The organism is Hominifimenecus sp. rT4P-3, assembly GCF_051055405.1.
Taxonomy (GTDB): domain Bacteria; phylum Bacillota; class Clostridia; order Lachnospirales; family Lachnospiraceae; genus Pseudolachnospira.
The window spans coordinates 974,201-988,023 of record NZ_CP167068.1; the positions used below are offsets into that span (position 1 = coordinate 974,201).

The 13,823-nt window shown below is 50.2% G+C and carries 14 protein-coding genes; 13 read left to right on the top strand and 1 reads right to left on the bottom strand.

Translation table 11 applies throughout. The features are described 5' to 3' along the window. The first annotated feature begins 11 nt into the window (after positions 1-11). The 8 genes from ACCC71_RS04605 (at position 12) to ACCC71_RS04640 (ending at position 8,163) form a co-directional block, all read left to right on the top strand. Positions 12-497 carry a TRAP transporter small permease gene (locus tag ACCC71_RS04605; RefSeq protein WP_434311250.1) on the top strand — a complete coding sequence of 162 codons (486 nt, stop codon included), beginning with the start codon at positions 12-14 and terminating at the stop codon, positions 495-497. Further along, positions 494-1,762: a TRAP transporter large permease gene (locus ACCC71_RS04610; RefSeq protein ID WP_434311251.1), complete on the top strand. Its 1,269-nt coding sequence runs from the start codon at positions 494-496 to the stop codon at positions 1,760-1,762. The genes ACCC71_RS04605 and ACCC71_RS04610 overlap by 4 nt, the downstream gene beginning before the upstream one ends. A 65-nt stretch (positions 1,763-1,827) precedes the next feature. After that, positions 1,828-2,949, top strand: coding sequence for a TRAP transporter substrate-binding protein (locus tag ACCC71_RS04615; protein ID WP_434311252.1), 1,122 nt, complete (start codon positions 1,828-1,830; stop codon positions 2,947-2,949). Between the two features lie 77 nt (positions 2,950-3,026). After that, the gene (locus ACCC71_RS04620) at positions 3,027-4,046 is read left to right on the top strand and encodes a hydroxyacid dehydrogenase (RefSeq protein ID WP_434311253.1); all 1,020 of its coding nucleotides are present in this window, start codon (positions 3,027-3,029) and stop codon (positions 4,044-4,046) included. Between the two features lie 11 nt (positions 4,047-4,057). Beyond that, positions 4,058-4,942, top strand: a complete 885-nt coding sequence (locus ACCC71_RS04625) for an NAD(P)-dependent oxidoreductase (protein ID WP_434311254.1) — start codon at positions 4,058-4,060, stop codon at positions 4,940-4,942. 18 nt (positions 4,943-4,960) lie between these two features. Continuing rightward, the gene (locus ACCC71_RS04630) at positions 4,961-5,872 is read left to right on the top strand and encodes a DUF6282 family protein (protein ID WP_434311255.1); all 912 of its coding nucleotides are present in this window, start codon (positions 4,961-4,963) and stop codon (positions 5,870-5,872) included. Positions 5,873-5,881: 9 nt separating this feature from the next. Next, positions 5,882-7,183 (top strand): hypothetical protein, encoded by a 1,302-nt coding sequence (locus tag ACCC71_RS04635; RefSeq protein WP_434311256.1) that lies wholly within the window; start codon positions 5,882-5,884, stop codon positions 7,181-7,183. Positions 7,184-7,299: 116 nt separating this feature from the next. Next, complete coding sequence (locus ACCC71_RS04640; RefSeq protein ID WP_434311257.1) at positions 7,300-8,163, top strand: DUF6282 family protein; 864 nt, start codon at positions 7,300-7,302, stop codon at positions 8,161-8,163. A gap of 215 nt (positions 8,164-8,378) precedes the next feature. Here the strand turns inward: ACCC71_RS04640 and ACCC71_RS04645 are convergent, their stop codons facing one another. Beyond that, on the bottom strand, positions 8,379-9,404 hold the full coding sequence (locus ACCC71_RS04645) for a hypothetical protein (RefSeq protein WP_434311258.1): 1,026 nt from the start codon (positions 9,402-9,404) through the stop codon (positions 8,379-8,381). A gap of 116 nt (positions 9,405-9,520) precedes the next feature. Between ACCC71_RS04645 and ACCC71_RS04650 the strand changes: the two genes are divergently transcribed. The 5 genes from ACCC71_RS04650 (at position 9,521) to ACCC71_RS04670 (ending at position 13,821) form a co-directional block, all read left to right on the top strand. Beyond that, a complete protein-coding gene (locus ACCC71_RS04650; RefSeq protein ID WP_434311259.1) occupies positions 9,521-10,483 on the top strand; it encodes a hypothetical protein in 963 nt (320 codons plus the stop codon). Between the two features lie 151 nt (positions 10,484-10,634). Continuing rightward, positions 10,635-11,507, top strand: coding sequence for a PHP domain-containing protein (locus ACCC71_RS04655; RefSeq protein WP_434311260.1), 873 nt, complete (start codon positions 10,635-10,637; stop codon positions 11,505-11,507). Between the two features lie 87 nt (positions 11,508-11,594). Beyond that, positions 11,595-12,299, top strand: coding sequence for a UMP kinase (pyrH, locus tag ACCC71_RS04660; RefSeq protein ID WP_434311261.1), 705 nt, complete (start codon positions 11,595-11,597; stop codon positions 12,297-12,299). Positions 12,300-12,309: 10 nt separating this feature from the next. Next, positions 12,310-12,864 carry a ribosome recycling factor gene (gene frr, locus ACCC71_RS04665; protein ID WP_434311262.1) on the top strand — a complete coding sequence of 185 codons (555 nt, stop codon included), beginning with the start codon at positions 12,310-12,312 and terminating at the stop codon, positions 12,862-12,864. 249 nt (positions 12,865-13,113) lie between these two features. Beyond that, positions 13,114-13,821, top strand: a complete 708-nt coding sequence (locus ACCC71_RS04670) for an isoprenyl transferase (protein ID WP_434311263.1) — start codon at positions 13,114-13,116, stop codon at positions 13,819-13,821. Positions 13,822-13,823 lie beyond the last annotated feature (2 nt).

Genomic DNA, 13,823 nt, shown 5'->3' on the forward strand with positions numbered 1-13,823 from the left:
GGAGGTTCGAGATGGAAAAGCTATGCAAGATCTTATATAAGATTGCAGGCTATGTGGCGGGAATCCTGCTTAGTATTATGATGCTGGTTTTGGTGGTACAGGTATTCCGGCGGAGAGTGCTGGGCAGTTCCTTGACCTTTGCCGAGGAGCTGATCCGGTTTTTGGAGATTTGGCTGGTGATGCTGGGAGCGAGTTTGTGCGTGGTGGATGACACGCATCCGACGGTGACGATTTTCTTTCAGCTTTTTCCGGAAAAAGTACGGAAAGTAGTGAAGTATCTGGTCTATATCCTGCTTATGGCGGTCGGCGTTGTCATCATTGTTTCCGGGATTTTGCTGATTATGAAAAACTACCGCCAGACTACGCCAACGCTGCGGATTTCTTACGCCTGGGTCTATGTGGCGATTCCGATATCCGGGCTTTTGATTGATATTCAGTCTTTGGGAATCTTGACAAAGATGCTGAAAAATAGGAAAGAGGGAGGAGAGAAATCATGAGTATGGGTGTTGTCCTGATCATTAGTTTCGTATTTTTATTTGTTATCAGCGTTCCCCTTCCCTTTGCGATCGCGATTTCCTCCGTCATCGCCCTTTTGGTCGGAGATATGCCGTTGGTATTGATCGCCCAGAGAATGTATATGGGGATGGACTCCTTCCCCATGTTGGCGATTCCGTTCTTTGTTTTATCCGGCGAAGTTATGCTAAAGGGCGGTCTATCCAAACGATTGATTCGCGCGGCGAGCAGCCTGATCGGCCATTTGACCGGCGGACTGGCGATGACTTCCATTGCTTCGGCGGCCTTTTTCGGAGCGATTTCCGGATCGGCTCCCGCAACGACGGCTTCCATCGGTTCTATTATGGTTCCGGAGATGAAGAAAGCCGGTTACGACGAGGATTTTTCTGCAGCTTTGGTGGCTTCCGTAGGACCGTTGGGGCAGATCATTCCACCTAGTATTCCCATGGTTCTCTGGGCGACGATGGCTGGAATTTCCGTATCGGATTTGTTCCTGGCTGGAATCCTCCCCGGAATTTTGATTGCCCTGGCCCTTTGCGTCTGCAGTTATATCATTGCAAAAAAACGCGGTTTTCAGAAAGTGGGAAAAAGAGCGTCTCTTGGAGAAGTCGGCAAAGCTTTTAAAGATGGAATTTGGGCGCTGCTGATGCCGGTTATCATTTTAGGCAGTATCTACGGCGGAATTTGCAGTCCTACGGAAGCTGGTGGTATTGCATGCTTCTACGCCTTGCTGGTTGGATTTTTTATCTACCGTGAACTGAGGCTTAGCGATATGATGGGAATTCTGGTCAATACGGTGAAAACCACGGCCATGGTAGTCTTTATGGTAGGCTGCGCCAGCTTATTTGGTTGGATTATGGCGAGCGAACAGCTGCCGGCGAAACTGGTATCCGGTTTCCTGTCCATCAGTGACAATAAGTTTGTGGTTTTGTTCCTTTTGAACGTTGCGCTGCTGATCGCGGGCGCTTTGATGGACAATATTTCTGCCATGACCATCCTCTGCGCTGTGTTGACAGGAATTGGAAACGCCATCGGTATCGACCCGATTCAGCTGGGCGCGATCATTGTAATCAACTTTGCTATCGGAAATATCACTCCTCCGGTAGGATACACCTTATATGTGGCGGCGGGAATTACCGGGCAGCCATTTGAACGGATTGCGAAGAACGCGATGCCGATGCTGCTGGCGGAAATCTTGATTTTGCTGCTCATCACGTATATACCATTCTTTACATTGGCCTTTTTATAAGATGGTTACACCCTGTAAAGCGCAGGAAAATAATAAACGGGCGTTTGCCTAATGAAGGAGGAAACATGAAAGTGAAAAGTATGAAAAAGACACTGGCAGTTCTTCTGGCTGGAACCATGCTGTGCGGTGCGTTAGCAAGCTGCGGCGGCAGCGGCGACACCACGACGGCTGCTCCGAAGACGGACGCGGCGACGACGGCTGCTGCGAAGGAGAGCGAAGCCGCAACGACTGCCGCAGCGACGGAAGCTCCGGCAACCTCAGACGCGGAAGTGGTTTTACAGCTGGCCTGGGGAACCGCAGACAGCGACATCGATCCCTTTGCTATCGCAGCTCATGCATTCCAGGAGATTGTCGAGGAAAAGAGTGGCGGCAGAATCAAGATCGAATTCTATCCCAACAGCGTTCTGGGCGCGGAGAGAGACACTTTTGAGGGAATCTCCATGGGAACCATCGATATGGGGCTGATCAACAATACGCCCATCGGCGGTTTCGTTCCGGAATGCCAGGTACTGGATCTGCCCTATCTGTTCCCGGATAAAGAGACCATCTGGGAGATCGTGGACGGCGAAGTAGGTGCGAAGATTGACCAGGCGATTCTGGACAGCTACGGCGTTATGAGCCTTGGCGTATACGACGGCGGCTTCCGCCAGATGTACAACAATACCCGTCCGATTTTCACGCCTTCTGATATGGAGGGAATCACCATGCGTTCCATGGAGAACACGGTATATCTGGAAATGTTCAAGGCGCTGGGAGCAAACCCGACGGCCATGGCCTTTACGGAGATCTTCACAGGACTGCAGCAGGGAACTGTGGACGGTTTTGAAATCGGTATTTCTACTTATTACAGCAACAACTTCCAGGAAGTTACCAAGTACATGTCCTTGACGAACCATACCTTTACGCCTATCCGTCTTTTGATCGGCGCGGATAAGTTTAACAGCATGCCGGAAGATCTGCAGCAGATTCTGTTGGATTCTGTAAAAGAATCTCTTCCAGTCGCAAGAAAAACCAATGCCGATACGGAAGCTTCCATGCTGGATACGATCAAAGCTGCAGGCGTTGAGATTAATGAGATCAACGACGCTGCGGAATTCAAAGGAAAATGCGAAAATATCTGGTATATGTTCGAGGATGAAGTCGGCAGCGATCTGCTGAAAGCGGTTATGGATATCTGCACAAAGTAAATCTGTTGGTTTTACCAGAATGAAATTTGAAACAGCCGGGCCCTTTTAAAAGGGCCCGGTAACAAGGAGAATGAGCCATGAAGGACAATCGTTTTAAAGTGGTAATTGCAGAACCAAACGATGGGATGGATGATACCTTTCAGGTTCTGATTGACAGAGGCTACGAGGTTGTGGTCGGCCCGCCGGTTTCCTGTGCGGATCAGGGATATTCGGAAGAGGAATTGATCGAATTGTGCAAAGATGCGGATGCGTTCTTTGGAATGTCCAGGGAAACCATTACCAGCCGTGTGATCGAGAATTGTCCGGATTTGCGGGTGATCTGTAAATATGGAACGGGTGTCAACAATATTGACTTGGCGGCGGCTTCCCGTCAGGGAGTGATTGTGGCCAATGCACCGGTTCACAACCTGACGGTGGCGGAGTATGCCATCGCGTCGATGCTGGCGCTTTTGAAAAAAATTCCCTACAATATGGCGCATCTGAGAAACGGCGGATGGAGAGATCCGTCTACGACAAATCACGAGATATATGGAAAGACCGTTGGTATTTTAGGGTTTGGACGGATTGGAAAACAAGTGGCAAGACGCCTTGCCGGCTGGGATGTCCATTTAGTTACTTATGATCCGATTATTACCAGGGAAGACGCGGCGCTTTTCGGAGCAGAACTGGTAAGCTGGGAGGAGCTGTTTTCCCGCTCGGATATTGTTACGGTACATTTGCCCCTGATGGAGTCTACCATGGGCATCATCGGGAAAAAAGAATTTGAGATGATGAAAGAAACGGCATTGCTGGTCAACGATGCGCGCGGCGCTCTGATCAATCAGGAAGACCTCATCGATGCTTTGACAAATAAAAAGATTGCCGGTGCGGCGATTGATGTGTTCGTTACGGAAGGGTTAGCTCCAGATTATCCTTTGCTGCATATGGACAATGTGATTTTAACGCCTCACACAGCAGGCTACGCGGAGGAAGGCTTGCGGCGGATTGCCGTCCAGGCTACGGCAAACTGCCTGGCAGCATTAGAGGGAGAGGTGCCGGAATTTGTTGCGAACCGTGATGTGATTCCCAAATGGAAAGAGCGGTTTGCAAAAAAGTAAAGGAGGTTACCATGGCAATCGGATTTATCGGGCTAGGCCAGATGGGCAAGCATATGGCTGTCAATATGGCTGCCTGTAAGGAACCGATGACCGTATGCAATGCAAGCGGAAAAGGGTTCGACGTATTTGAAAAAATGGGCGTTGGGACAACAAGAACGCCAAAAGATTTGAAAGATGCCGATCTGATCTTTTTGTGCCTTCCCAATACGGAGGTAGTAGAAAAGGTTTTATTTGGGGAGAACGGACTGGCAGACGTGCTTCACGAAGGCCAGATCATTGTTGATTTCAGCACGATCAAATATAAGGCTACTTTGGAAATCGCAGAAAAATGCAAAGCTTTGGGAGCAGCTTTTCTGGATGCGCCGATCTCCGGCATGGAGACCCGCGCGAAGGAAGGCACGCTTACCATTATGTGCGGCGGAGAAGAATCGGTTTTTGAAAAAGTGAAACCGTATTTGGAAAAAGTTGGGTCAAAGATTTTGTATATGGGCGGACAGGGCTGCGGCCAGCTAACCAAATTGGTGAATCAGCTGCTGTTTGATATCAATGTTGCTGGCCTGGCGGAGATTCTGCCCATGGCGGTGAAGATGGGGTTAGATGTGGAGAAAGTGGGCCAGGTGGTAAACAGCGGTACCGGGCGCAGTTATGCTTCCGAGTTTTTTATTCCCCGTATTCAAAAGGATAACTTTTCCGAAGGATACTCTCTCAATAACGCTTATAAAGATTTGGTCAGCGCCGCTGAGCTGGGTGCCAACTTAAAGATACCCATGCCGGTTTTGGCCAGCGCTACGACCACCTATCAGCTGGCATTGCTAAAGGGGCTGGGAGAGTGCGACAAGGGCGGTATGATCCGTGTGTATGAGGAGCTTTTAGGCGTGAAGTTTCGCGCAGACTAGGAATAAAGGAAAGCCCAAATGGGCGGAATAATGGAGGATAAGATGGACTGCAGAGCAAAAGCAAAAGAGATGTTAAAAGGATGTATTGATTTCCATATTCATTCGGGCCCGGATGTTTTTCCCAGGCTTTTAAACGATGTGGAAGTGGCGCAGCAGGCAAAGGATGCTGGTATGGCGGCTGTTTTATTAAAGAGCCATTCGGAGCCGACGGCAGCCAGGGCAAAGATCGCCGGTATTGTGACGGATTTCCCGGTATTTGGCGGCGTATCCTTAAACTATGGTGTGGGCGGTTTAAATCCGGAAGCAGTTCGTACAGCGGTACGTATGGGCGCAAAGGAGGTATGGATGCCGACGATCCATGCCAAACATTATCTGAAAGAGGTGGACAGCGTTCCCATGTTTGCGGCCCTCTTAAAGGGCGGAATGAAGGGAATCTGGCTGTTAAATGAGCAGGGACGTCTGAAAGACGAGGTGCTCCAGATCATCGATATTATTGCAGAAGCGGATATCGTTTTAGCGACCGGACATATTTCCATCGAGGAAGCGATGGTTCTGGTGGAGGAAGCAAAGGCGAGAGGCGTAAAGAAAATCGTAGTGACCCACCCCACTTCTCCTATGGAAGCCTATACGATTCAGGATATGAAGGAAATCATATCCCGCGGAGCCAGCATGCTGGAGCACGTGGTCAATGACACCACCCATCAGATGAAAAATCCGATTCCGGCCTCTGTGATTGCGGACGCCATCCGTGCAGTGGGACCGGAGCATACGATGATGAGCACCGACAGCGGCCAGGTGATTAACCCCTGCCCGGTAACTTCCATGGAAAATTATATCTGCCTGATGCTGGAAGAGGGAATTCCGGAAGCAGATATCCGCAGAATGACCAGAGAAAACCCTGCCGCTATGCTTGGCATGGAGTTGAATTAGGAGGGCAATATGAATTACGATTTGAAAAAGCTGAGACAAAATGTCGTGATTACCAGATCCTGGGAGCCAATGGAGTTCAGCGGCTGGCAGGATGAGAACCTTTCCTGGAAAGAAGACTGCTATATCGGCGATTGGAGCCAGATGGTAGAGTATCGTGTCAGCGGCCCGGACGCCCTGCGCTTTTTCAGCGATTTTGCGGTCAATAGCTTTGACAAGTACGCTCTGCGCCAGGCAAAACACGTGATTTTCTGCAATAAGGAAGGGTATATTATCGGAGAAGGAATTTTGATCCGTTTTGGCGAGGATGATTTTGAATTTCAGTCGGGCGGTCCAGTATGGAGCTGGCTGGATTACAATGCGAAAAAAGGCGGCTATCAGCTGACAGTATCGGAAAAGCGGGATACCAAGTTCAAATATCAGGTATCCGGCCCTAAGTCCATCTACCTGATGGAAAAAGTAACTGGTAAGAATTTGAGAGACATCAAGTTTATGCACGTCGGCCAGGCGGAAATCAATGGCGTTCCGGTGGATCTGCTCCGCCAGGGAATGGCCGGTGAGATTGGCTTTGAAATTCAGGGACCCAAGGAGTTCGGCAAGCAGATCTACGATCTGGTCTATGAGGCAGGCCAGGAATTTAAAATTCGTAGAATCGGCGCTAGAACAGCAATGGTAAATCATATGGAGGCCTGCTTCCCTACGGTTGTCCATGATTATCTGCCGGCACTGACCGGCGATGCCGAGCAGGGATATTGGGACGCCTATAAAGAGCAGTTCCATGACTTTGACCGCTTCTTTAAAGTGGGGGGAAGCTTTGAAGGGGAGAAAATTGAGGATTGGTATCGCAATCCCTATGAGTTGGGCTGGGCCAACCGGGTAAAATTCACCCATGATTTCTATGGCCGTGAAGCGCTGGAGAAGATCGCGGCAGCTCCCAAGCGTAAATTGGTTACTCTGGTGTGGAATCCAGAAGATGTGATGGATATTACGTCCTCCATGTTCCGCGATGAGGAGCCGTATGACTTTATGGAACTTCCTAGAACCCAGTGGTACTGCGATCATGCCGATGCCGTGATGGATGGCGACCGTGTGATTGGTCTGGCGACCAACCGCTGCTTTAGCTACTACTTTAAAGAGACAATTTCCCATTGTTCCATCGATGTGGAATATGCGGAGATGGGAAAAGAAGTGACGGTTATCTGGGGTGCGCCGGGACATCGTCAGAAAAAGGTGCGTGCAACCGTTGCGCAGTCTCCTTATAAGGCGGACAACCGCTATGCGGATTTAAAGGCTCTTCCGGGCAGCGTAAAGTAAAACCAGGAAGAAATAGGAAGAAAGAAACAGAATTCGATGGGCATAGCTGGTGCGGCTATGCCCATTTGTGGTAGGATAGAAAGAGAACTTGGCGAGGGAAAGAGAAGGAGGTTACAATGGGCGCAAGAAGAGAAGAGATAGATGAGCTTTTGATAGGGGCTTATGATATGCATGTGCATTCTTCGCCGGATGTGGAAAAGCGTAAAATGAGCGACCATGAGATTTTGGAAGATGCCGAGGCGGCGGGGATGGCTGGCGTATTGATTAAAAATCATTATGAATCTACGGGGAGCCGGGCCTGTCTTGCCAATCAGCATTTTTCCGGACAGGCAAAACTGTATGGCAGCATCACCTTAAACTTGTCTGTGGGAGGCGTAAACCCCTATGCGGTAGAAATGGCGGCAAAATCGGGGATTCGGATGGTTTGGATGCCGACAAAGGATTCTAGGAACAGCATTGCCCATGCCGGATATGGAAATCTTAGAAAGCGGGAAGGCATCTTCGTATTGGATGAAAAGGGCGGGCTGAAGCCAGAAGTATACGAGGTTCTGGAGGTGGCGAAACAGTATGGGCTCAGCGTTTCCACGGGCCATCTGACCACGGAAGAGTCCTTCCAGCTCTGCCGAGCCGGCAGAAAGCAGGGCGTAACGATGGTTCTCACCCATCCGGAATTTTCCCACACGATGATTTCCGTGGCTGAGCAGAAGGAGTTTTTGAAGCTGGGAGCGTTTATTGAAAAGGATTGGGTGGATATTGCGTTAAAGATGGCGACTGTTTCGCAGGTGGCGGACAGCATCCGGGAGCTGGGCGCAGAGCAGCTGTATCTGGCGACAGACCGCGGGCAGTTTTCCGGGGAACGTCCAGTGGAAGGGATGCAGATGTTTATCGAGGGGCTGCTGTCGTGCGAGGTACGACGGGAGGAGATTCGGAAGATGATCTGCGACAATCCCCAGAGAATTTTAAATGGGGAATCCTTTTAGGAGAAGGAACGATAAGCAAGAGGGATTTAAAAGCCATAGGATATTCCAAAATGGAAATCCTATGGCTTTTTTCTCTTACATAAATCTGTAAATGCAGAGAAAACTGCTTTGCCATGTCCAAACCGCTTTAGTCTTTTCTTTTATCGCCGGAAAGCGAGTCGCTTTCTGGAACGAGATCCAGGAAGAAGGATAGCGTTTGGGTGGCCCAATCCAGTTTATTCCACAACTTCTTCACCAGCAGGAGCGCTTTCTTCGGCGTTTCCCGCAGGCTCTGAAGGCTCTCCTTCATTGTTGGAAGGGGCTGCGGTGTTTCCTGCTGGCGGGAAGGTTCCGGTAAGGTCTCCGGTTCCTGGAGTGAGCGTTCCGCAGCAGGGTTCACAGGGTGTTTCGCACTCTTCCTTTAAAAATTCTTCATACTTCGGCGGTCCAAGTTCCAACGGTTTGATGGACAGATCCAGCAGGTCGCCGGATACAAAATCCATGCAGATCGTGTCGGCGGTGGGCTGTAAGCAAGCCTTCGGTACGGCTGCCTTGCCTTGGTGAGGAATTTTGTACTGAGAAAAGTAGATGCTTTTCACATAAAGGCTGAGGCCAACGGTAGCGGTCCGGGTCGTCAGATCGAAATCCAGAATTTTCGGGATTGCGAGCAGATTTAATCCTTCCCGTACCATATTGGAGGCTGTATTGAATCCGGTAAATTGAATCGCCGGAGTGCCAATGGTTGTGTTGGAACTGGCGACTCCATAAGGGGCGAAGATTTCCAATTCTACCGAATTGGGATTGGTATCCTCGTCATAGTAGTCGTAGTCCGGAATCGCGCTGTTTCCTGGCAGGTAAACCGCGCTGGCGGTTTCTGTCGCCAGAAGACGGCTTGCATTGTCATAAAGGTTAAAGGCAAAGGTGACAGTCAGATTGGTCAAAGAGACCAGATAGCAGTTGGGGCGGCCGTTGATCGGCGCAACCGTAGTAGCAGTAGGGCCTGCGGTAGCAAACGCTACATCGATGACCTGAGCGGAGATACAGGCGACGGTTCCGGTTAAAGTCGGGAAATCAATCGGGATAGCACGGCAAAGATTGATGCCCAATTCGTCGTAGACAACCGGCGCGAGCAGCGTCAAAGTATCCGGATCACCACAAATGGGATTGGTGCAGACGTCATGGCATTTTCCCTTTGTATGAACTCCATTGCTGATATAGCGTTTCGGACGGCATTTACAGCCGTTTTGTTTGCTTTTCGGCATTTGGTGAATGTCCTTTCCATATAGAATGCTTACTTTATCCTATGCCTTCGGTTTCTTTTTGTTCGCCCTGCTTGCATAAGATAATAGCAAGAAAAAAAGAAAAGAAAGGCAATAGTATGAATCAGATTTATCTGCGGGCGGAAGGGGGCCAGATTGCCTTGTACCAGGAGGGGAACAAAGTGATGGCGGCTCTCCTTACTTTGCGCCGGGGAATTTCACCGGTGGCCCAAAAAAGCGACTGCCTCGGCGGTTTGACTTCCGTATTGTTCCAGGGAAGTATTTATTTTGCTTATGAAAATTTAGAACATCAGGTGGCGGTGGATATACTAGGGGGAGGACGGGAAAAGATTGTATTGACGGAAGGAACGGACCGGTGTAAATTCAGCGACCTGATTCTGGCGGCCAAGGAAGATGCGCTGGTTCTTTTCTATCAATGTTGGAACCCTGTAAAGGAACGGTTTGAATTTCATGCGGCAGCGCCGTATCTGCCAGAGCAAGCCGGTCAGATTCGGGAAGGAGACGCGTCGCCTGGGAAGCTTTCTTACCTGGAATGGGAGGGAGAGCAGTATTTGCTGATCGGAGGAGCGCATCCAGAAGGCGGCGTGGTCTATCGATGGACGGGTAGAATGACATGGGAGGAAGTCGGAGAGCGGGAGCAAAAACAGGAGGAAGAGTGGCGGAAGCTTCAAGCAGAGCGGGAGTCGGTGTACCGGGAGCAATTGGAAGCTTTGCGAAAGGAGAAGGAGAACGTGGAGGAACGCTTCCGGCAGGAAGCGGAGAACGAGAGGAAAGCCCAGGAGGAGACGTGGGACGCCTGGCAGGAACAGGAAGAGGAAGAAAAAGAGGCGTTAAGGCGGCAATTGATGGAGAAAGAAGAGGAGATTGCGATCTTAAAAAGCGATCAGGGCCGGGCGGCGGCGGCAGACGAGCAGGTGCAGCGTCTAAAAAAGGAATATGAAGCGCAGCTTCTTTCCGCGAAAGCCCAATACGATGAATTGGCAGGAACAGCGGCTGAGCTTCAGCGGATCGGAAAGATGTGGAGAGAAAAATGCTATCAGATGGAAGGGCGGAATCTTTAGCGCGAGAAGAAGTCTTTGTTAATGAAAGGAGGTCGTTTTGGCGTCCGGGGTTTACGAAAAATTCAGAATCGGACGCCTTGCCCTGCGAGGAGGGGTCTGGTATAATAGGTTCCGTTAACAAACGGATGTCGAAGATAGAAAGAAGCGAATCATGGACGAATATGTACGGCCTGCAAAGGAAGAAAAACGGGTAGATCTCCATGCCCATACCACCTGTTCCGATGGAACCATAAGTCCTGGGGAACTCATCCATCTGGCAAAGAAAAAAGGCCTTTCCGCCGTTGCGGTTACGGATCACGATACCACCGCCGGACTGACAGCCGCTATGGCGGAGGGGGCTCGGATCGGGATGGAAGTGATACCGGGAATTGAATTTAGTACGAATCTGGAAGAACGGGAAATACACATCATCGGTTTGTTTTTACGGCCGGAATGCCCTTCTCTTCAAGCCAGCCTTCAGCGGATGAGGGAAACTAGGAACGAAAGAAACCGGGCTTCCATCCAAAAACTTGCGGACGCAGGTTTTTCGGTTTCGATGGAAGATTTGAAACGCTATGGAGACGAGGCGATTTTGACCCGCGGACACATCGGAAAGCTGTTGGTGGACCGAGGTTATGCGCCGGATGTAAAAACGGCGATTCGGACGTACCTGATACGGGGATGCGCCGGATACGTCAGGCGCATGACGCCGCCGCCTGCGGAGGCGATTTTGCGGATTCATGAGGCAGGCGGATTGGCTTTTGTGGCGCACCCGCATCAGATTTACCGGGACAGCCCGGAAGACAGCCTGCGGGTTTGCCGGCTGATTTTGGAGCAGGGCGCGGATGGCTTGGAGACACGCTACAGCGAATACGACGGTTGGTGGAAGGAGAAGACGGAGGCCCTTGCCAGGGAGTTCTCTTGCCTTCGCTCCGGCGGCAGCGACTTCCACGGGACGTTAAAGAAAGGCTTGGAGCTTGGATGTGGCTATGGAGATCTGTTGGTGCCTTATTCGTTTTTGGATAAAATGAGAGAGGCTTTATAGACATTTCCTTTCATTTATGCTACACTAAAACAGACGATGCCGGAAGAAATTTCTGGCGTAAAAATACGAAGCGTAGGGAGAAATTCCATGGAAAAACAGAGAAGAATCCTGCTGAAATTAAGCGGGGAGGCTCTGGCCGGAGATAAAAAAACTGGCTTTGACGAGGAGACGGTACGCCGGGTTGCCGGTCAGGTAAAGCGTTCGGTAGAAGCCGGTATCCAGGTGGCCATTGTGATTGGCGGCGGCAACTTTTGGAGGGGGCGCAGCAGCAATGCGATCGACAGGGTAAAAGCCGATCAGATCGGAATGCTGGCGACAGTGATGAACTGCATTTATGTGTCGTCTCTCTTTCAATATCTGGGAATCCGAACCGAGGTGTTCAGCGCATTTACCATCGGCGGCGTGACGAAGCTTTTTTCAAAGGACGAGGCGGAGGAAGCGCTGTCGTCCGGCAAAGTCGTGTTTTTTGCCGGGGGGACAGGACATCCCTATTTTTCAACGGATACCGGGGTGGTCCTCCGCGCCATTGAGATGGAGGCCGATGAGATTTTGCTGGCAAAAGCTGTCGACGGCGTTTACGACAGCGATCCAAAGGTGAATCCCCAAGCGAAAAAATTTGATTTTATTACCATCGAAGAGGTGGTGGAAAAGAAGTTACAGGTGATTGATTTGGCGGCGTCCATTCTTTGTATGGAAAATCGGATGCCCATGGCTGTGTTTGGATTGGAAGGCGAAGACAGTATTTATCAGGCAATGATGGGAAATATCACCGGCACGCGTGTGACCGTTTAAGGAGGATGTTATGGACGAGAGATTACAAGTTTATGAGGAAAAGATGCAAAAAACGTTGAACAGTCTGCTGGATGAGTTTTCGACGATTCGCGCTGGACGGGCAAATCCGGCGATCTTGAACAAGTTGACGGTAGACTATTACGGCGCGCCGACGCCCCTTCCTCAGGTGGCTACGATTTCTGTGCCGGAAGCGCGTATTCTTCAGATTCAGCCATGGGATAAGAGCCTGATCAAGGCCATTGAAAAGGCGATCAATACGTCGGATATCGGGATCAATCCAAACAACGACGGATCCATTATCCGGCTGATCTTCCCGGAGCTGACGGAAGACCGCAGAAAAGAGCTGGCGAAAGACATCAAGAAAAAAGGAGAGGCCGCCAAGGTGGCGATCCGGAATATCCGCCGCGATGCCAATGACAAGATAAAAAAGATGGAAAAAGACGGCGAGTTTACAGAGGACGACGTCAAGTCTGCGGAGGAGGACATCCAAAAGCTGACCGATAAGTTCGGCGGGAAAGTGGACAAGGAAACAGAAGCAAAGACCAAGGAGATTATGACGGTATAATCTGTCTGGTTCGGCTGTATGTGTGAAAAGAGAGTCATTCTGAGTGAAAGTGCGGGTAAATATCCTTCGGGCACATCTGACCTCAGAATGACCTTTTCCATGATGGAGGAAAATATGATGATGCTAGGGTCAAAAGGTCATGTATGACATGCTTGCATGTCGATACATGACTTTGGGATCCGTAAGCATCAGAACAAAAGGTCTTTTGCCTCCGACATCATAGCATTAATTGATGCGAAAGGAAGATATATGGAAGATTTGCAGGTACCGAATCATGTAGCGATCATATTGGACGGAAACGGCCGTTGGGCAAAAGCCCATGGCCTTCCCCGAAAGCTAGGCCACAAGGCCGGCTGTGAAAATCTGGAGCAGATTGTGGAGGATGCGGCCAGGCTTGGCATTGGCTATTTGACGGTCTATGGCTTTTCTACGGAAAACTGGAAACGCTCCGCAGATGAAGTAAGCGCTCTGATGCAGCTGTTTCGCTATTACATGCGAAAGCTGTTAAAGGTGGCGATGGCCAACAATGTACGAGTGAAGATGATCGGGGAGGAAAGCCGCTTTGACAGCGATATTATCGATGGAATCGATACCCTTGTCTGGGAAACCAGAAATAATACGGGCATGACCTTTGTGATCGCCGTGAATTACGGGGGGCGGGATGAGATTACCCGCGGTATGCGTCGTCTGGCAAAGGACGCTGCGGCAGGGAAGCTGGACCCGGATGCGATTACAGAGGAAACCATTGCGTCTTATTTGGATACGGCGGATATTCCGGATCCGGATTTGATGATTCGGACCAGCGGAGAGCAGCGGCTTTCCAATTATCTGATGTGGCAGATGGCCTATACGGAGCTCTACTTTACGGATGTATATTGGCCGGATTTCCATAAAGAAGATTTAATCCGTGCAATTCAGGTTTACAACGAAAGAGACCGCCGTTTCGGTGGCCGATAGGA